At 72.3% G+C, this 18,052-nt stretch carries 13 protein-coding genes and 1 tRNA gene; 6 read left to right on the top strand and 8 right to left on the bottom strand.

The window, feature by feature from the left end:
- Positions 1–59: 59 nt before the first annotated feature.
- On the top strand, positions 60–1,010 hold the full coding sequence (locus tag HMPREF2863_RS04715) for a PAC2 family protein (protein ID WP_067190739.1): 951 nt from the start codon (positions 60–62) through the stop codon (positions 1,008–1,010).
- Between the two features lie 9 nt (positions 1,011–1,019).
- On the opposite strand, the gene mshC is transcribed toward HMPREF2863_RS04715, so the two are convergent.
- From mshC to HMPREF2863_RS04695, 4 genes are all read right to left on the bottom strand, one after another.
- A complete protein-coding gene (gene mshC / locus HMPREF2863_RS04710) occupies positions 1,020–2,294 on the bottom strand; it encodes a cysteine--1-D-myo-inosityl 2-amino-2-deoxy-alpha-D-glucopyranoside ligase (protein WP_067190736.1) in 1,275 nt (424 codons plus the stop codon).
- Between the two features lie 28 nt (positions 2,295–2,322).
- Positions 2,323–3,156, bottom strand: coding sequence for an undecaprenyl-diphosphate phosphatase (locus HMPREF2863_RS04705; protein WP_070638349.1), 834 nt, complete (start codon positions 3,154–3,156; stop codon positions 2,323–2,325).
- A gap of 100 nt (positions 3,157–3,256) precedes the next feature.
- On the bottom strand, positions 3,257–3,499 hold the full coding sequence (locus tag HMPREF2863_RS04700; protein WP_067190732.1) for a hypothetical protein: 243 nt from the start codon (positions 3,497–3,499) through the stop codon (positions 3,257–3,259).
- Positions 3,500–3,543: 44 nt separating this feature from the next.
- Entirely contained in the window at positions 3,544–4,905 is a 1,362-nt protein-coding gene (locus HMPREF2863_RS04695; RefSeq protein ID WP_083315219.1) for a M20/M25/M40 family metallo-hydrolase, read from the bottom strand.
- A 192-nt stretch (positions 4,906–5,097) separates the two neighbouring features.
- On the opposite strand from HMPREF2863_RS04695, the gene HMPREF2863_RS04690 reads away from it, so the two are divergent.
- Positions 5,098–5,182: transfer RNA gene (locus HMPREF2863_RS04690), tRNA-Leu, on the top strand.
- A 181-nt stretch (positions 5,183–5,363) separates the two neighbouring features.
- Positions 5,364–8,696 (top strand): 4-alpha-glucanotransferase, encoded by a 3,333-nt coding sequence (locus HMPREF2863_RS04685; protein ID WP_246828827.1) that lies wholly within the window; start codon positions 5,364–5,366, stop codon positions 8,694–8,696.
- A 156-nt stretch (positions 8,697–8,852) separates the two neighbouring features.
- Here HMPREF2863_RS04685 and HMPREF2863_RS04680 read toward each other — a convergent pair whose 3' ends face one another.
- From HMPREF2863_RS04680 to HMPREF2863_RS04670, 3 genes are read right to left on the bottom strand one after another with little or no spacing between them, the layout of a single operon-like run.
- A complete protein-coding gene (locus HMPREF2863_RS04680; RefSeq protein WP_070638345.1) occupies positions 8,853–9,728 on the bottom strand; it encodes a MaoC/PaaZ C-terminal domain-containing protein in 876 nt (291 codons plus the stop codon).
- A gap of 1 nt (position 9,729) precedes the next feature.
- Positions 9,730–11,088 carry a 3-oxoacyl-ACP reductase gene (locus tag HMPREF2863_RS04675; protein ID WP_070638342.1) on the bottom strand — a complete coding sequence of 453 codons (1,359 nt, stop codon included), beginning with the start codon at positions 11,086–11,088 and terminating at the stop codon, positions 9,730–9,732.
- A gap of 42 nt (positions 11,089–11,130) precedes the next feature.
- Positions 11,131–12,462, bottom strand: a complete 1,332-nt coding sequence (locus HMPREF2863_RS04670) for an acetyl-CoA C-acetyltransferase (protein WP_070638339.1) — start codon at positions 12,460–12,462, stop codon at positions 11,131–11,133.
- 100 nt (positions 12,463–12,562) lie between these two features.
- On the opposite strand from HMPREF2863_RS04670, the gene HMPREF2863_RS04665 reads away from it, so the two are divergent.
- Together HMPREF2863_RS04665 and HMPREF2863_RS04660 are read left to right on the top strand one after the other, a co-directional pair.
- On the top strand, positions 12,563–13,261 hold the full coding sequence (locus HMPREF2863_RS04665) for a TetR/AcrR family transcriptional regulator (protein ID WP_168165758.1): 699 nt from the start codon (positions 12,563–12,565) through the stop codon (positions 13,259–13,261).
- Positions 13,258–15,393 carry an acyl-CoA dehydrogenase family protein gene (locus HMPREF2863_RS04660; RefSeq protein WP_070638333.1) on the top strand — a complete coding sequence of 712 codons (2,136 nt, stop codon included), beginning with the start codon at positions 13,258–13,260 and terminating at the stop codon, positions 15,391–15,393. The genes HMPREF2863_RS04665 and HMPREF2863_RS04660 overlap by 4 nt, the downstream gene beginning before the upstream one ends.
- Positions 15,394–15,486: 93 nt before the next feature.
- On the opposite strand, the gene glgA is transcribed toward HMPREF2863_RS04660, so the two are convergent.
- A complete protein-coding gene (gene glgA, locus HMPREF2863_RS04655) occupies positions 15,487–16,683 on the bottom strand; it encodes a glycogen synthase (RefSeq protein WP_070638330.1) in 1,197 nt (398 codons plus the stop codon).
- Between the two features lie 102 nt (positions 16,684–16,785).
- Here glgA and glgC point away from each other — a divergent pair, with 102 nt between their 5' ends.
- Entirely contained in the window at positions 16,786–18,024 is a 1,239-nt protein-coding gene (gene glgC, locus HMPREF2863_RS04650; RefSeq protein WP_070638328.1) for a glucose-1-phosphate adenylyltransferase, read from the top strand.
- Positions 18,025–18,052: the final 28 nt, after the last annotated feature.

Here is an 18,052-nt window from a genome sequence, read left to right as displayed (position 1 = left end):
TCACCAACGTCATGGCCGAGTACACCTAGGCCAGGGGCCGACCGTCTAGGGTGGCGTCCATGAGTGAAGTGGAGTCCACCGAGAGGACCGACGACGAGCTCGGCCCGCTGCGCGCCTACCTGACTGCCACGGTGCCCGCCGTGGAGTCGGGCGCGCGGGCGCCGCGCGTCATGCTCGTGGCCTTCGAGGGGTGGAACGACGCCGGCCAGGCCGCCACCAGCGCCCTGGAGACGCTCGTCCGCCAGTGGGAGGCCTTCCAGCGCGCGGACGTCTGCACCGGCGAGTACTACGACTTCCAGGTCACCCGCCCCACCGTGCGGCGCGATGCGGACGGCATGGGCACCATCGAGTGGCCCGCCATGCACGTCCACGAGGCGGTGCTGGACGCCGACGGACGTCCGGTCTCCACCGAGGAGTGCGGCGCGGACGGGCTGCAGCTGCTGCTGTGCTCGGGCGTCGAGCCGAACGTGCGCTGGCGTGCCTTCACCCAGGAGATCCTGCAGGTGGCCGCAGACGAGGGCGTGGACGCCCTGGTGGTCGTGGGTGCGCTGCTGGCCGACGTGCCCCACACCCGTCCGATGCCCGCCCGGGCCTCCTCGCCGATGGGGGATGTGCGCGTCGCCGTCGGTGCAGACCAGCCGACCTATGAGGGGCCTACCGGCATCGTGGGGGTGGTCACGGACACCGCCGCGCGATCCGGCCTGCCGACGCTCTCCCTGTGGGGCATGGTCCCGCACTACGTGGCCCAGTCGCCCTCGCCGAAGACACAGCTGTCCCTGGTGGAGGCGCTCGAGGAGCTGCTCGGCGTCACCGTGGACACCGCCGAGCTCCAGGCGGACGCGGCGCTGTGGCGGCAGTCGGTGGACGAGGTCGCCCAGGACGACGCGGACATCGCCGCCTACGTGCAGCAGCTCGAGGAGGCCACCGACGCCCGCGAGCTGCCGGACGCCTCGGGCGAGGCCATCGCACGGGAGTTCGAGCGCTACCTGCGCGGCCGCCGTCGTTCCTGAGCGGGCACCTCAGCGCAGGCGCAGGCCCAGCAGGGCGTCGGCCACGTCAGCGACGTCCACGTCCTGCCCGGCGCCGATCGGCTCCGCCTCGGGCAGCCGCTCCCCCACGGCCCAGGCGTCCAGCACCTGCAGTGCGGCCGGGGCGTCCAGGTCTGTGGAGAGGGCGGAGACCACAGCGGCGTGCACCGCGGCGCCGTCCCGGCGGGAGTCCTGCAGGAGCGCGGCGCGCCAGGCCGCGACCCGCTCCTGGGCGTGGGTGAGCACGTCCTCGGACCACTGCCAGTCGGAGCGGTAGTGGTGGTCCAGCAGCGCGGCACGGACGGCCACCGCCTCGACGCCGCGGGCGGTGAGGCGGGACACGAGCTCGAGGTTGCCCAGTGACTTGGACATCTTCTGCCCGTCCAGGGCGACCATGCCGGAGTGCAGGTAGGTGTGGGCGAGGTCCTTGCCGTCGATGCCGGTGGCGTGCGCGGCGGAGAACTCGTGGTGCGGGAAGCGCAGGTCCGAGCCGCCGGCCTGGACCGTGAACGGAGCCGGCAGCGTCCGGCGGGCGATCACCGAGCACTCGATGTGCCAGCCGGGACGGCCGCGGCCGAGCGGGCCGCCGTCCCAGACAGGCTCGCCCTCGCGGTGCACGCGCCACAGCAGCGGGTCGAGCGGATCCCGCTTGCCCGGACGCTGCGGGTCGCCGCCGCGCTCCGGGAAGATCTCGGCCATCTCGGCGTCCGTGTGCGCCCCGACCGAGCCGAGGCGCCAGCCGGTGGTCCGCTCGGCGGCGCGGGTGTCGAAGTAGACGTCCCCGTCCGGCTCGCCGTCCCGGCCCGGCACGGTGTACCCCAGGCCCGCGTCCACGAGCGCCTGGACGCCCTCCACGACGGCGGGGACCGTCTCCGTGACGCCGAGGTAGTGGTGCGGCGGGAGCACGTTGAGGGCGGTCATGTCCGAGCGGAACAGGTCCGTCTGCTGCTCGGCGAGCCACTGCCAGTCCACGTCCGTGGCCGTGGCCCGCTCCAGGAGCGGGTCGTCCACGTCGGTCACGTTCTGGGTGTAGGTCACGGCCAGGCCGGCGCCGAGCCAGTAGCGGTGCAGCAGGTCGAACGCCACGTAGGTGTTCGCGTGGCCCAGGTGCGTGGCGTCATAGGGGGTGATGCCGCAGACGTAGAGCGAGGCTGAGCCCTCCGGGTTCCCGGGACGGCGCAGCGTGCCGGTGGCGGTGTCGTGCACCCGCAGGGTGTCCGGATGGGCCGGGAGCGTGGGCACGCCGGGGACGGACCAGGACTGCATGGAGGCCTTTCGAGTCGGAGGCGGTGATTCAGGCGCTGATGAGGCCGGTGCCGAGCATCACGTAGAGACCGAGGCCCAGGGCGATGCGGTACCAGACGAACGGCATGAAGGAGTTCTGGGTGATGAAGCGCATGAGCCAGGCGATGACGGCGTAGCCCACCGCGAAGGCGATGAGGGTGGCCAGCAGAGTCTCGCCCATGCCGTACGGGCCGGCGGTGGTCGGGTCGCCGACGGACTTGAAGAGCTTGTAGAAGCCGGAGGCGAACACCGCCGGCACGGCCAGCAGGAACGCATAGCGGGCGGCGGCTTCCCGGGCGTATCCGAGGGCCAGGCCCATGGTGATGGTGCCGCCGGAGCGGGAGACTCCCGGGATCAGGGCGAGGGCCTGCGCGAAGCCGTAGAGGATGCCGTCGCGGACGGTGAGCTGCTCGAGGGGCTTGCGCTGGCGGCCGAAGCGGTCGGCGAGGGCGAGGAGGATCGCGAAGACGATCAGCATGGTGGCGGTGACCCACAGGGACCGGAACTCGGTGTCGATCCAGTCCTCCAGCAGCAGGCCGAGGATCGCGATCGGCAGGGAGCCGAGGATGATCAGCCAGCCCATGCGCACGTCCGGATCGGAGTGCGGGACCTTGCCGGACAGCGCCCTGCACCACTGCGCGATGATGCGCGTGATGTCCTTCCAGAAGTAGATCAGCACGGCCAGCTCGGTGCCGATCTGGGTGATGGCGGTGAATGCCGCACCCGGGTCCGCCGCGGAGGGCAGGAACTCGCCCACGATGCGAAGGTGCGCCGAGGACGAGATCGGGAGGAACTCCGTGAGGCCCTGCACCAGGCCCAGAATGACTGCTTCGATCCAACTCACGGGGTCACTCTACGGCACGGCGACGGCCCTGCACCGGGGGCGACGCGCAGGTGTGAACACCCTCTCTGAAAAGGAGGGGCCTCTGGGAAGCCGGCGGCGGTCAGTCCTCGAGGTCGTCGAGCTCCTCGTCGTCGTCATCGTCGTCCTCGAACACTTCGAGCGGGGTGACCTCGCCGGTGCTGGCGTAGAGGGCGTCCTCGTAGGCCTCGAAGGCGTCGGCGATCGAGAAGAACGCGGCCTCGACGGCCGGGTCGTCCTCGCCGCGGCTGTTCTGGACGGCGACCAGGTGCTCGTTGAAGGCGGCGACGAGGGCTTCGAGGGCCAGGCGCGGGTCAGTGCTCATGCGCTCACGGTACCCCCGTCGCGGCGGGCACGGAAGCCCTGCTCTCAGCGCTGCGTCTCTCGCGGCTCGAGGATCCGGGCCAGGACCCGGCAGCCGAACTCGAGGGCGTCGATGGGCACGCGCTCGTCGATGCCGTGGAACAGGGAGGTGAAGTCCAGGTCCGGGGGAAGGCGCAGCGGTGAGAAGCCGTAGCCGGCGATGCCCAGGCGGGACAGGTGCTTGTTGTCCGTGCCGCCGCCGAGCATGAAGGGCAGCACCTCGGCATCCGGGTCCTCCTCCTGCAGGGCCGTGGCCATCAGTTCCACGAGGTCGCCGGAGAACGGGGTCTCCAGGGCGATGTCCCGGTGCTCGTGCTCCACCTGCACCTTCTCCCCCGCCAGGGTCTTGAGGACCTCGAGCGCCTCCTCGTCCGAGCCGGGCAGGGTGCGCATGTCCACGGTGCCGGTGGCGGTGGACGGGATGACGTTGTGCTTGTATCCGCCGCCGAGCCCGGTGGGGTTGGTGGAGGTGCGCAGGGTGCCGGCGACCCAGGTGCCGGCGTGGCCGAGGGCCTCGAGCTGCGGGGTCGGGTCCTGCTCGTCGAACTCGGTGCCGGTGAGCTCGGCGACGGTCTCGAGCAGCTGGCGGGTGGTCTTGGTGTACTCCAGCGGCCACTCGTGGGTGCCGATGCGCTGCATGGCGGCGGCCAGGTGGGTGACGGCATTGTCCGGATGCGGGGCGGAGCCGTGGCCGGGGCGGTCGACTGCCTTGAGGTTCAGCCAGTGGATGCCCTTCTCCGCGGTCTGCACCAGGTAGGCGCGGGTGCTCCCGATCTCGGTGGAGAACCCGCCGACCTCGCTGATGGCCTCGGTGCAGCCGGCGAAGACCTCGGGGTGCTCCCGGACCACGTGGCCGGCACCGTAGACGCCGCCGGCCTCCTCGTCGGCGAAGAAGGCGACCGTGAGCGGACGGCGCGGGCGCTGTCCGGTGCGGGCGAAGTGCAGCAGCGTGGACAGGATCATGGCGTCCATGCCCTTCATGTCCACGGCGCCGCGGCCCCAGATCATGCCGTCCTTGATCTCCGCGCCGAACGGGTCGACGCTCCACTCGGAGGCGTCGGCGGGGACCACGTCCGTGTGCCCGTGCAGGATCAGCCCTGGGGCGTCCGGCTCCCAGCCGGGCAGGTGACCCACCACGGACACGCGCCCGGGCGAGGATTCGAAGAGCTGCGGCTCCATGCCGGCGGCGCGCATGAGCTCGGCGCAGAGCTCGGCGGCCTCCGGCTCGCCGACGGACACGTTGCCGCCGCGGTTGGTGGTGTCGATGCGGATCAGGTCGCGGCAGATCTGGACGACATCGCGGTACGGGGTCTGCTCCGCACCGGCCTCGGCGTCGGTCGGGGTGGTCTGTGCGCTGTTCTCGGACATGCCTTCAGGCTAGCGCCGGAGCCGATCCGCCGTGGCCGGCGGTGTCCCGCGGCGACTCATCATGGCTGGCCGAGACGGCCCGACGACGGTGCCTCACCTGCGTTTTGGCGGTCGCCGAAGCACCGTGGTACAGTTCTCGAGTTGCCCGCGCAGGGCATGGCGGAACGGCCACGTCCGGGTCCGCATCAATGAGCGCGAGTGGCGGAATTGGTAGACGCGCAGCGTTGAGGTCGCTGTGTCCGATAAGGACGTGGGGGTTCAAGTCCCCCTTCGCGCACTGCTCATCGAGGCGAAGGCCCCGGCAGAACTGCCGGGGCCTTCGCCGTGTCCGGCATCTCGTCGGGGCGGGGACCCTGGACAGTCCCGGTAGTGTGGGGGTGGGCCTCGTGCGCACACGCCCGCGCGTTCAGCGACCGAGGCCTCCCCGCCCGGCCCAGAGCATCCGATGGAGGACACCGGTGAACCGCGCCGCCCAGGACCTTCTCCACCGTCTTGCCCGCCTGCACGGCGTGCAGCCGACCTACGTCGGCCAGGACGGCTCCGACCAGACCGTCGCCGCCGACGTCCTCGTGGAGGTGCTCTCCGCCCTCGGCGTGGACGTCCCCTCGGACGGCATGGTCGCCCTCGACGCCGCGGTGCAGGCCGCCGAGGAGATCGACTGGCGCCGCGTGGTCGCGCCCACGGTGGTGGCGGTCTCCGGCTCGCGGCGTACCGTCCCCCTCACCGTGCGCCCCGGCGCGGAGGTGGCGGCCACCGTGGTCTGCGAGGACGGCAGCCACGTGCTCGCCGGGGCCACCGACTCCCTCGGGGAGCGCCGGAGCGTGGACTCGATCGAGCGCGAGCGGCGCCACCTGCAGCTGCCCGAGTCCCTGCCGGTGGGCTACCACCGTCTGGTGGTGTCCGTGGACGGCCGCACCGTCGCCGAGGCCGCGGTCCTCTGCGCCCCGGAACGGCTCACCACCGCCGAGCCGTTCCTGGCCCGCCGCGGCTGGGGCGCCTCCGCGCAGCTCTACTCGGTGACCTCCTCGGGCTCCTGGGGCATCGGCGACATGCACGACGCCGCCACCGTGGCCGCCGCGGCGGCCGAGCACGGCGCGGACTTCCTGCTGCTCAACCCGCTGCATGCGATCGACCCGGGCCACGCCCCGCTCGACTCGCCCTACTCCCCCGTCAGCCGCCGCTTCCTCAACGTGCAGGTCGTCCGGGTTCCCGAGATCCCGGAGTTCGCGGACCTGCCCGAGGCGGAGCAGCAGCGCTGGCTCTCGGCGGGGGCCGCCCTGCAGGCCGCCGTGGACGCGGGCGGGCCGATCGACCGCGCCGCGGTCGCCGAGGTGCAGTGGCCCGCCCTGCGCGCCGTGCACGCCGTGGGCCGCTCGGCCGAGCGCCAGGCCGCCTATGAGCGCTTCTGCGCCGACCAGGGCCGGGGCCTGGAGGACTTCGCGTCCTGGTGCGCCGTCCGCACCGGCACGGACACCGAGGACGAACGCGACTTCCACCGCTGGTGCCAGTGGGTGGCGGATACGCAGATCGCCGCCGCCCAGGCCGCGGCCGTGTCCTCGGGGATGCGCCTGGGCCTGATGCTGGACCTGGCCGTCGGCGCCGACCGCCACGCCGCAGACCTCGCCCTGCTCGGGGACCAGCTCGTGGAGTCGATGTCCGTCGGCGCTCCCCCGGACATGTACAACCAGCTCGGCCAGGACTGGTCGCAGCACCCATGGCATCCGAAGGCCCTGGCGGACAACGGCTACGCGGGCCTGCGCCAGATGTTGGGCACCGTCATGCGCCATGCAGGCGGCGTCCGCATCGACCACATCCTCGGTCTGTTCCGCCTGTGGTGGGTCCCGGCCGGCCGCGGTCCGCGCGAGGGCGCCTATGTCAGCTACGACCACGAGGCCATGCTGGCCGTGCTGACGATCGAGGCCCAGCGGGCGGGCGTCGTGGTGGTCGGTGAGGACCTGGGGACCTTCGAGCCGTGGGTCCAGCAGGCCCTGGCGGACGCCGGGATCCTGGGCACCACCATCCTCTGGTTCGAGAATAGGGACGGCGTCCCGACCGAGCCCGGCACCCACCGGGCACTGGCCATGGCGGCCGTCAACACCCACGACCTGCCTCCGACCGCCGGCTACCTGGAGGGCGTCCACCTGGACCTGCGCGAATCGCTCGGCCTCGTGGACGGGGACCCCGCGGACGAGCGGGCCGGCCACGAGCACACGGTCGCCGGCTTCCTCGACGCCGCTGCTCAGCTGCCCAGCGATCCCGCGCTCGGCCGGCCGTCCGACGAGACCGAGGCCAAGATCCTGGCCCTGCACCGCTTCGCCGCAGGCTCCCCCGCCGCCCTGCACGCGGTGGCCCTGGTGGACGCCGTGGGAGAACGCCGCATCCAGAACCAGCCCGGCACCACCCAGGACCAGTACCGCAACTGGACCGTGCCCCTCGGCGGACCGGACGGCGCCGTGGTGCACGCGGACGAGATCGCGGCGAGCCCGCGGGCGGGCCGACTCTTCGACGCGGTGGACCGCCGTCTGCGCCAGGACGTGCCGGTCGCCGTCCTGGTGGCCTTCCACACCCACCCCCTGGACCAGCCCGGCCAGGGCGACGCCGGGGGCCTGAACACCTATGTCCGCCACGAGGCCGCTGCGCTGGCCCGCACGGGCATGCGGCCGGTCGTGTTCACCCGTGGCACCGGCCCGGATCCGGTGGTGTCCGCGCTGCCGTCCGCGGCCCCGCGCGTGCAGGCGGAGGAGGTGACCGTCGTCGAGGTCCCGGCCGGTCCCGGCGGCGAGCTGTCCAAGGAGGACCTCGCCGCGCACGCGGATGAGTTCGCGGGCAACGCACTGGCCTGGCTGGACCAGGAGGGCCTTGTGGCCGACGAGCAGATCGCCTTCGTCCACGGCCACTACTGGCTCTCCGCTCCGGCCGCCCGACGCATCGCGCAGGCCGCGGACGCACCCTGGCTGCACACCATGCACACCGTGGCCGCCATGAAGATGGCCGCGGACCCGGACGCGGCCGAGTCGGACGAGCGTCGGGCGGCCGAGCGGGAGATCGCCGCCGGCGCGGACCTGCTGGTGGTGAACTCCCCCGGTGAGGCCCGCACGCTCATGGAGGTGCTGGACGCCCCTCGGCGCCGCATCGTGGTGGCCACCCCCGGCGTGGACACGGACGTCTTCACTCCCGCGGGGCATGCCTGGTGGCCCGGCGGTGAGGCCGAGGACGTGGATCCGTTCGACCCGGAGCTGCGTGTCCTGTTCGCCGGCCGGATCCAGCACCACAAGGGTCCCCAGGTGCTCATCTCCGCGCTGGGCGAGCTGCGCCGCCGTGGCGTGCTCGCCCCGGGCACGGACCGCCTGCGCGCCCACGTCAACGGGGCCCCCTCCGGCGCCGACACCCCGGACCTGGCCGCCCTGGCCGAGGCCGAGGGCGTGGCGGACCTGGTGACCTTCAGCGAGCCGGTCCCGGCCGATCAGCTCGCCGCCCAGTTCCGCGCCGCGGACCTGGTGGCCATGCCGAGCTTCTCCGAGTCCTACGGCCTGGTGGCCCTCGAGGCGCAGGCCTGCGGCACGCCGGTGCTCGCCCACCGCACCGGAGGGCTGGTGCATGCGGTGGCAGACGGCGCCACCGGGCGCCTCGTCCGGCAGAACACGCCTCAGGCCTGGGCGGATGCCCTGGAGCGGGTCCTCCAGGATCCGGCCTCCTGGCGCGCCATGTCCGGCGAGGCCGAGCGCCGGGCCCGCTCCCACACCTGGGACGACTACGCCCGCCGCCTGCGCGCAGCGGTCGCCGGGCTCTGAACGGGACGGCCGGCACCGGTCGTCTCCTCGGACGGCGACCTGCCCGGGTCCTGCCCCGCCCCCGCGCTTCACGACGACGGCCCCCGTCACCTTCTCTGCGGTGACGGGGGCCGTCCTGTCTGCCTCACACGAGGCCTCGGTGCGAGTGGGGCCGGGTCAGGCCTCGATCGGGGCGATCGTGCCGGTGAAGTGCCGGCGGCCCCTGCGGGCGTTCCAGCCCGTCACCTCCGTGATGCCCGCGGCCGGATGGGCGTAGGCGACCGCGACGGTGCCGGGCAGCTGGACCGGGGCGTCGAAGCCGATCTCCCAGCGGAAGCCCGCTGCGGTGGGCTCGCGGCCGGCGAGCATCTTCGCGGCGAGGTACATGCCGTGGGCGATGGCGCCCTTCATGCCGAGCGCCTTGGCAGTGGGGCCGCTCAGGTGGATCGGGTTGTAGTCGCCGGAGACGGCTGCGTACTTTCGGCCTGCGCCGCCGTCGAAGCGCCACTGCCCGGTCATGCCGGGAGCGGTGAACTCCTCGCGGGCCGGACGCTCGGGCCGGGCACCGCGGTGCACGCCCTTGGCCAGGTAGCGGGAGACGCCCTCCCAGAGGACCTCGCCGGTCTCCGGGTCCGTGACGGTGACGGTCAGGTCCACCGCGGTGCCGGCGTGGTGGGCCACCAGCTCGGAGGCCCGGGCGGTGATGTCCAGCGGCACGTCCACGGGGACCGGGCGGTGGTGGAACACCGTGTTGGTCAGGTGCACCATGCCCATCAGCGGCAGCGGGAAGGACTCGTCCGCCATCAGGTGCATCGCGGCGGGGAAGGCCTCGATGTGCACCAGCACGGAGGGCACGGACTCCGGTTCGCCGACGCCGAGCAGGCGGCGGTAGGCGTCCAGGGACTCCGCAGAGATGCGGTGTCCGCGCACGAGAACCGGCGCAGCGGGCAGATCCGCGGGACGACGCCGCCTGGTGACGGCGTCCTTGGCGGCCTGGCCGAAGGCGGCCCGGTAGCAGGCGGCCAGGGACGGCATGGTCTGCAGCTCGGTCATCTCAGGCTCCCATCATGGCCTGGCCGCACACGCGCAGCGTGTTGCCGTTGGTGCCGCCGGCGGCGTCGGAGACGAGGAAGGCGATGGCCTCGGCCACGTCCACCGGCGTGCCGCCCTGGCTCAGGGAGTTGATGCGGCGGCCGACCTCACGGGTGAGCAGCGGGATCTTCGCGGTCATCTCGGTCTCGATGAAGCCGGGGGCCACGGCGTTGATGGTGCCGCCGCGGGCGGCCAGCAGCGGCGCAGTGGCGGCCGCCAGGCCCATCACGCCGGACTTGGAGGCGGCGTAGTTGGTCTGGCCGCGGTTGCCGGCGATGCCGGAGGTGGAGGCCAGGGTGACGATGCGCAGGCCCTCGCCCACCACGTCCTTCGCCTCGTCCGCCAGGAACGCCTCGTTCATGCGCAGCTGGGACAGGGTGTTCACGGCCAGGACGGAGTCCCAGCGGGCCGCGTCCATGTTGGCGAGCATCTTGTCCCGGGTGATGCCGGCGTTGTGCACCACGATGTCCATGCGGCCGTGACGCGAACGGCAGTGCTCGAGGATCCTGGCGCCGGCGTCCTCGGCGGTGATGTCCAGCGGCAGGGCGGTGCCGCCGAGCTCGTTCACCACGGCTGTGAGGGACTCGCCGGCGGCCGGGACGTCCACGCCCACCACGGTCGCGCCGTCCCGGGCGAGGGTGCGGATGATGGCCGCACCGATGCCGCGGGCGGCGCCGGTGACCACGGCCACCTTCCCGGCCAGCGGACGGTCGGGGTCCTCCGGGAGGCGACCGGCCGTCGTCGTGACCGGGAGGAACTGGCCGGAGACGTAGGCCGAGCGACCGGAGAGCAGGAACCGCAGGGCGCCGGCGGCGCCCGGGGCGTCCAGGCCCACGCCGTCACCGAGCTGGATGCCGTTGGCGGTGCCGCCGGCGCGCATCTCGTGGGCGAGGGACCGGGTCAGGCCGGTGATGCCCTGGCGGGCGGCGCGGGCGGCCGGGTCCTCGGCCACCGAGGCGGCCTCCGGGTCCTCGGCCACGGTGACCACACGGGAGTTCGTCGCCAGCTGACGGAGGGTGCCGCCCAGGTCGAGGACGGTCTCGCCGATGGCCGCGGGGGTGTCGATGCCGTCGAAGCAGGCCACCACGGCGGCGTACTTCACGGACTCGGCACGGGAGGTCTGGACCTCCACGCCCCAGCTGGTCAGCAGACGGGCGGCGGCCTCGGCGGCGGGGGTGCCGCCGAGCACGAGCGCCGGGCCCTCGAGCAGCGGGGCGCCCGGGGTGTGCCGGCGCAGCTGGACGGGCATCGGCAGGCCGAGGGCCTTGGCGAGCCTCTTGCCGACGGCGGAGTCGACGAAGGTGCCGTACGGGTCGTTCATCAGATCAGTCCTTCTTCAGTCGGTCTCGACGGTCGGTTCGGCTCAGCGGCCGCGCATCAGGGCGACGACGCCCTGGCCGCCGGCGGCGCACACGGAGATCAGGCCGAGGGAGCCCTCGCCCTTCTCGTGGAGCATCTTGGCCAGCAGGGCGGTGATGCGGCCGCCGGTGGCCGCGAATGGGTGGCCGGCGGCCAGGGAGGAGCCGTGCACGTTGAGCTTGGCGCGGTCCACGGTGCCGAAGGCGCCGTCCAGGCCGAGGCGGGAGCGGCAGAACTCCTCGTCCTCCCAGGCCTTCATGGTGGAGAGCACGGTGCCGGCGAAGGCCTCGTGGATCTCGATGAAGTCCAGGTCCTCCAGGGTCAGGCCGTGGCGGCCCAGCAGACGCGGGACGGCGTACACCGGGGCCATGAGCAGGCCCTCGTCCCCGTCCACGAAGTCCACGGCGGCGATCTCGTGGTCCACGAACTCGGCCAGCACGGGCAGGCGACGCTCGGCGGCCCACTGCTCCGAGGAGACCAGCACGGCCGAGGCGCCGTCGGTGAGCGGAGTGGAGTTGGCGGCCGTCATGGTGGCCTCCTCCCCCAGGTGGCGGCCGAACGCCGGCTTGAGGCGGCCGAGCTTCTCCAGGGTGGAGTCACCGCGGAGGTTGTTGTCCTTGGCCAGGCCTCGGAACGGGGTGACCAGGTCGTCCATGTAGCCGGAGTCGTAGGCGGCGGCCAGGTTCTGGTGGGAGGCGAGAGCGAGCTCGTCCTGCTCGGCGCGGGTCACGCCCCAGTCGTGGGTGGTCAGGGCCTGATGCTCGCCCATGGCCAGGCCGGTGCGGGGCTCACCGGCCCCGGCGGGCTCCGGGACGAGGTGGCCCGGGCGGAGGTCCTTGATGGCGGCGAGGCGCTCCTTGCCGGTGCGGGCGGCGTTGAGGCGCAGGAGCACACGGCGCAGGCCGTCCGAGACGGAGATCGGCGAGTCGGAGATGGAGTCCACGCCGCCGCCGATGCCGGAGTCGATCTGGCCCAGGCGGATCTTGTCCGCGAGGATGCCGAGGGCCTCCATGCCGGTGGCGCAGGCGACCTGCAGGTCCATGGCCGGGGTGTCATGGGACAGCGACGAGCCGAGCACGGACTCGCGGGTGAGGTTGAAGTTGCGCGGATGCTTGAGCACGGCGCCGGCGGCGACCTGGCCGAGGCGCTCTCCCTGCAGGCCGTAGCGGGCGACGAGACCCTCGATGGCCGCGGTCAGCATGTCCTGGTTGGACGCGTCCGCGTAGGCGGTGTTGGCACGGGCAAACGGGATGCGGTTGCCGCCGACCACGACGGCCTTGCGCAGCGGGCCGCCGGCGACGGCGGGACGGGAATCGGTGGCGTCGGTGACGGTCACGTCGGTCTCCTTCGAGGGGCAGGCGCGTCCGCGTGAAGAGGGGACGTCGCCAGGGCGAACGTTGTTTCCGCAACCGAGAGTACCTGATACGGTGGGTTCCGTGAAGTCACACACATCCTCGCTGCGCGACGGGCGTCATGCCCGCTGGGACGAGCATCGCCGCCTGCGGCGCCGCGCGCTCCTTCGGGCCACCCGTGAGGCCGTGCATGACCTGGGCCCCCACCCCTCCATGGAGGAGATCGCCGCCCACGCCGGCACCTCCAAGTCCGTGTTCTACCGGTACTTCGGGGACAAGGCGGGCCTGCAGGAGGCTGTCTCGCAGGAGGCCATCGCCCTGATGGAGCGGCGCCTGCTCGAAGCGGTGGGAACCTCTTCGGACCCCCGCCTGGCCTTGGGCGCCATGGTCGAGACCTACCTGCGGATGGCCGACTCCTCTCCGCATGTGTACGCCTTCTCCGTGCAGTCGGCCCACGGGCAGCAGGACGGCGCCGACGCGCAGACGCTCCACGGCTTCTTCGAGCGCATGCACCAGGCCCTGGAGGAGCGGCTGCGCGCCCACCTCGCCGCCGCCGGGCGCGAGGCACCCGCCGACGGCGACCCCCTGCTGCTGTGGCCCACCGCCGCGCTCGGCATGGTCAAGGCCGCCGGCGAGGCCTGGCTCTCCGCGTCCGGCGTGCCCGGCCGCGCCACGGCGGAGCAGACCGCCGCCCAGATCACCGGCTGGCTGCTCAACGGCCTGACCGGATCCACCACATCCACCACATCCGCCCCTTCCCGCACGCAAAGGAGCACCTCATGACCGCCGCAGACCCCACGACCGGGACCCCCGCCGCCGACCCCACGGACTCCGTTCCCCACGACATCGACCAGATCGCCCCGGAGCACCCGGAGGCCGGCGCCCTCGATGGGGCCGCCCTCCAGGAGGCGCTGCTGGGACGGTGGGCCGATGTCCGCCGCGCCTCCCGCGCCCTCATGAAGGATCCGGCGCTGCACCGCGATCCCCTGCTCGGCATGGACGAGCACCGTGAACGCGTGCTGGACCAGCTGAGGATCCTCGTGGACAACGACGCCATCGCCCGCGCCTTCCCGGCCAGGTTCGGCGGTGAGGACGCGCACGGTGCCTCCGTGGCGGCGTTCTCAGACATCGTCACCGCGGATCCCTCCCTGCAGATCAAGGCCGGCGTCCAGTGGGGCCTGTTCTCCTCGGCGATCCTGCACCTGGGCACCGCCGAGCACCATGAGAAGTGGCTGCCGGACGCCCTCACCCTGCAGCTGCCCGGCGCGTTCGCCATGACGGAGATCGGCCACGGCTCGGACGTGGCCTCCATCGCGACCACGGCCACCTATGACGAGGCCTCCGAGGAGTTCGTGATCCACACGCCGTTCAAGGGCGCATGGAAGGACTACCTGGGCAACGCGGCACTGCACGGCCGTGCCGCCACGGTGTTCGCCCAGCTGATCACCAAGGGCGTCAACCACGGGGTGCACTGCTTCTTCGTGCCGATCCGTGACGAGGACGGGAACTTCCTGCCGGGTGTCGGCGGCGAAGACGACGGTCTCAAGGGCGGCCTCAACGGCATCGACAACGGCCGACTGCACTTCACCGAGGTCCGCATCCCGCGCACCAACCTGCTGAACCGCTACGGCGACGTGGCCGCGGACGGCACCTACTCCTCCCCCATCGCCTCCCCGGGCCGCCGCTTCTTCACCATGCTCGGCACCCTCGTGCAGGGGCGTGTCTCGCTGTCCCTGTCCGCCACGGGCGCCTCCTTCCTCGGCCTGCAGGGCGCGATCACCTACGGCAACCAGCGCCGCCAGTTCAACGCGTCCTCCCCGGACCGCGAGGAGGTGCTGATGGACTACCAGAACCATCAGCGCCGCCTGATCGACCGCCTCGCCCGCACCTACGCAGACGCCTTCTCCGCCAACGAGCTGCTGGAGAAGTTCGACGAGGTCTTCTCCGGCCGCGGGGACACCGACCATCACCGCCAGGAGCTCGAGACCCTCGCGGCGGCGGTGAAGCCGGTGACCACCTGGAACGCCCTGGACACCCTCCAGGAGGCCCGCGAGGCCTGCGGCGGCCAGGGCTTCATGGCACGCAACCGGGTCACCCAGCTGCGCGCGGACCTGGACGTCTTCGTCACCTTCGAGGGGGACAACAACGTCCTGCTCCAGCTGGTGGGCAAGCGTCTGCTCACGGACTACTCGAAGGAGTTCGGCCGCCTCGACGTCGGCGCCGTGTCCAAGTACGTGGCCAGCCAGGCCTCCGAGGCCCTGCACCGGGCCGGCCTGCACAAGGTGGTCCAGTCCGTGTCCGACCGCTCGGACGAGCGCCGCTCGGCGAACTGGTTCAAGGACCCGCAGGTCCAGCAGAGCCTGCTGACGGATCGGGTGCGCTCGAAGACCGCGGACATCGCCGGCACCCTGCAGAAGGTGCGCGGCAAGGACCAGGCCGCGCAGGCCGCCGCCTTCAACTCCCGTCAGCACGAGCTGATCGAGGTCGCCCGCGACCACGCCGCCCTGCTGCAGTGGGAGGCCTTCACCCGTGCCGTGGAGCGCATCGAGGATGAGCACACCCGCACCGTGCTCACCTGGCTGCGCGACCTCTTCGCGCTGCGCACGGTGGAGGACGACCTCGGCTGGTACGTGGCCCACGGCCGCGTGTCCTCCCAGCGCGCCCGTGCCCTGCGCGGATACATCAACCGCCTCGCCGAGCGCCTTCGCCCCTTCGCCCAGGAGCTGGTGGAGGCCTACGGCCTGGAGCAGGAGCACCTGCGCATGGAGCTGACCACCGACGAGGAGCACGCGCGTCAGGAGGAGGCCCAGGCCCACTACGCGGAGCTGGCCGCCTCGGGTGACGCCCCGGTCCACGAGCGCACCCTGCGCGCCCGGCAGAAGACGGCGAAGAAGGCGAAGAACTCCGACGCCTGAGCCTGACGTGACCCGGTCCGGCCGGGTCCTGCCCTTCGCGACGGCGGCCGCCCACCTCAGCCTGAGGCGGGCGGCCGTTCGCGTGGGGCCGGGTCAGCGCAGGACGGTCCGGTAGACCTCGAGGGTGCGCTCGGCGATGGTCTCCCAGGAGAAGTGCTCGATGGCCCGGGTGCGACCGGCCTCGCCCATGGCGGCGGCCTTCTCCGGGTCGGAGAGCACCTGGGTGAGGGCGGCGGCGAAGTCGGCCACGAAGGCGTCCTCGTCGACGGGGGTGCCGGTGCCGTCGTCCTCCTGCTCGATGTCCACGAGCAGCCCGGTGGTGCCGTGGTCCACGACCTCGGGAATGCCGCCGACGCGGGAGGCGACCACGGCGGTGCCGCAGGCCATGGCCTCGAGGTTGACGATGCCCAGCGGCTCGTAGACGGACGGGCAGGCGAACACGGTGGCCTGGGACAGGATCTCCATGACCTCCTGGCGGGGCAGCATGCCCTCGATCACCACGACGCCGTCGCGCTTCTCGCGCAGCTGGGCGAACAGGGCGTCGACCTCCTTCGCCAGCTCCGGGGTGTCCGGGGCGCCGACGCAGAGGACGAGCTGGACCTCCTCCGGCAGCTGCAGGGCGGCCTTGAGCAGCAGCGGCACGCCCTTCTGGCGGGTGATGCGGCCGACGAAGGCCACGGACGGCCGGTCCGGGTCGATGCCGTGCTCGGCCAGGGCGCCCTGGGAGGTCTGCGGCGTCCAGAGCTTCGTGTCGATGCCGTTGTGCACCACGTGCACCCGGGCCGGGTCGACCTGCGGGTAGCACCTCAGGATGTCCCTGCGCATGCCCTCGGAGACGGCGATGACGGCGTCCGCGGCGTGGTAGGCGGTGGACTCGGCCCAGCTGGAGACGCGGTAGCCGCCGCCGAGTTGCTCGGCCTTCCACGGGCGCAGCGGCTCGAGGGAGTGGGCGGAGAGCACGTGCGGGGTGTCGTGCAGCAGGGCGCCGAGGTGGCCGGCCATGTTGGCGTACCAGGTGTGCGAGTGGATGACGTCCGCTCCGGCGAACGACTCGAGCATGGTCAGGTCGGTGGCGAGGGTCTGGACGGCGCCGTTGGTCTGCTCGAAGCCGGACGGCGTCGGGTAGGTCAGCACCTGGGCCCCGTGGAAGTCGGCGTCGCGGGGGTCGCCGAAGGCGTGGACGCGGACGTCGGCGCGTGCGGCGAGGACGCGGGTCAGCTCCGCGACGTGGACGCCGGCTCCGCCGTAGACGGCCGGGGGGAACTCTTTGCTCACGATGTCGATGCGCACGCCTCCAACCTAGTCCAGCGCCGAACCGTGCCGATAGTCTGGCGGTACCGGACATCGGTGCGATGCCGGCATCTCAGCCAGCAGGAAGGGAGTCCTCGTTCCATGGTCCAGAAGAAGGTCCTCTCGATCGTCCTGGCCGGAGGTGAGGGCAAGCGTCTGATGCCGCTGACCGCGGACCGCGCCAAGCCGGCCGTGCCCTTCGGCGGTGCCTACCGGCTCATCGACTTCGCCCTGTCCAACCTCGTGAACTCGCGCTACCGCGAGATCGTGGTGCTGACCCAGTACAAGTCGCATTCCCTGGACCGCCACATCTCCGAGACCTGGCGGATGTCCACCCTGCTGAACAACTACGTGGCGTCGGTGCCGGCGCAGCAGCGCCGCGGCAAGGACTGGTTCCTCGGCTCGGCGAACGCCATCTACCAGTCGATGAACCTGATCCAGGACGCCCGCCCGGACATCGTGGTGGTGATCGGCGCGGACCACGTCTACCACATGGACTTCCAGCAGATGGTGGACCAGCACATCGCCTCGGGCGCGAAGGCCACCGTGGCCGCGGTGCGCCAGCCGCTTCAGATGTCCTCCTCCTTCGGCGTCATCGAGACCGCGGAGTCCGACCGGCAGCGGATCGACCGTTTCGTGGAGAAGCCGGACTCGACCCCCGGCCTGCCGGACGACCCGAACGCGTTCCTCGCCTCCATGGGCAACTACGTGTTCGACACGGACGCCCTCGTGGAGGCCCTGAACCGTGACGCCGAGGACGAGGACTCCACGCATGACATGGGCGGGGACATCATCCCCTGGTTCGTGGAGCGCGGCGAGGCAGGGGTGTACGACTTCACCGCCAACGAGATCCCGGGCGCCCGCTCCTGCCAGCACTACTGGCGGGACGTCGGCACCCTCGACTCCTACTACGACGCCCACATGGACCTGGTCCAGCCGGTGCCGGAGTTCAACCTCTACAACCGGGACTGGCCGCTGTACACCCGGCAGTCCGTGTCCCCGCCGGCCAAGCTGGTCCGCTCGGCCTCGAAGCGCCCGGGCACCGCGGTGGACTCGCTGCTGGCCCAGGGCGTGGTCGTCTCCGGCGGCACCGTGGCCCAGTCCGTGGTGTCCACGGACTGCCGGATCCTCGACGAGGCATGGGTGGAGCAGTCCGTGCTGCTGGACTCCGTGGTGATCTCCGAGGGCGCCCAGGTGCGCAACGCGATCCTGGACAAGAACGTGGTGGTTCCGCCGGGCGTGCGCATCGGCTTCGACCGCGCCGAGGACGAGGCCCGCGGATTCACGGTCACCGCGTCCGGCCTGACGGTCATCCCGAAGAACCAGGCCGTCCCGGCCTGACCCGGCCGTGTCCCCGACAGACCCGACC

The organism is Micrococcus sp. HMSC067E09 (genome assembly GCF_001812555.1).
Taxonomy (GTDB): Bacteria; Actinomycetota; Actinomycetes; order Actinomycetales; family Micrococcaceae; genus Micrococcus; species Micrococcus lylae.
Note: the sequence above shows the minus strand (reverse complement) of the source record. Positions and strands in the feature narration are given on the sequence as shown.

Bases quoted from the DNA above. Each gene is read 5' to 3' on its own strand.
- HMPREF2863_RS04695 (WP_083315219.1), bottom strand. From the start codon at position 4,905: ATGTCCGAGAACAGCGCACAGACCACCCCGACCGACGCCGAGGCCGGT.
- HMPREF2863_RS04700 (WP_067190732.1), bottom strand. From the start codon at position 3,499: ATGAGCACTGACCCGCGCCTGGCCCTCGAAGCCCTCGTCGCCGCCTTC.
- HMPREF2863_RS04675 (WP_070638342.1), bottom strand. From the start codon at position 11,088: ATGAACGACCCGTACGGCACCTTCGTCGACTCCGCCGTCGGCAAGAGG.
- HMPREF2863_RS04680 (WP_070638345.1), bottom strand. From the start codon at position 9,728: ATGACCGAGCTGCAGACCATGCCGTCCCTGGCCGCCTGCTACCGGGCC.
- HMPREF2863_RS04660 (WP_070638333.1), top strand. From the start codon at position 13,258: ATGACCGCCGCAGACCCCACGACCGGGACCCCCGCCGCCGACCCCACG.
- mshC (WP_067190736.1), bottom strand. From the start codon at position 2,294: ATGCAGTCCTGGTCCGTCCCCGGCGTGCCCACGCTCCCGGCCCATCCG.
- HMPREF2863_RS04715 (WP_067190739.1), top strand. From the start codon at position 60: ATGAGTGAAGTGGAGTCCACCGAGAGGACCGACGACGAGCTCGGCCCG.
- glgC (WP_070638328.1), top strand. From the start codon at position 16,786: ATGGTCCAGAAGAAGGTCCTCTCGATCGTCCTGGCCGGAGGTGAGGGC.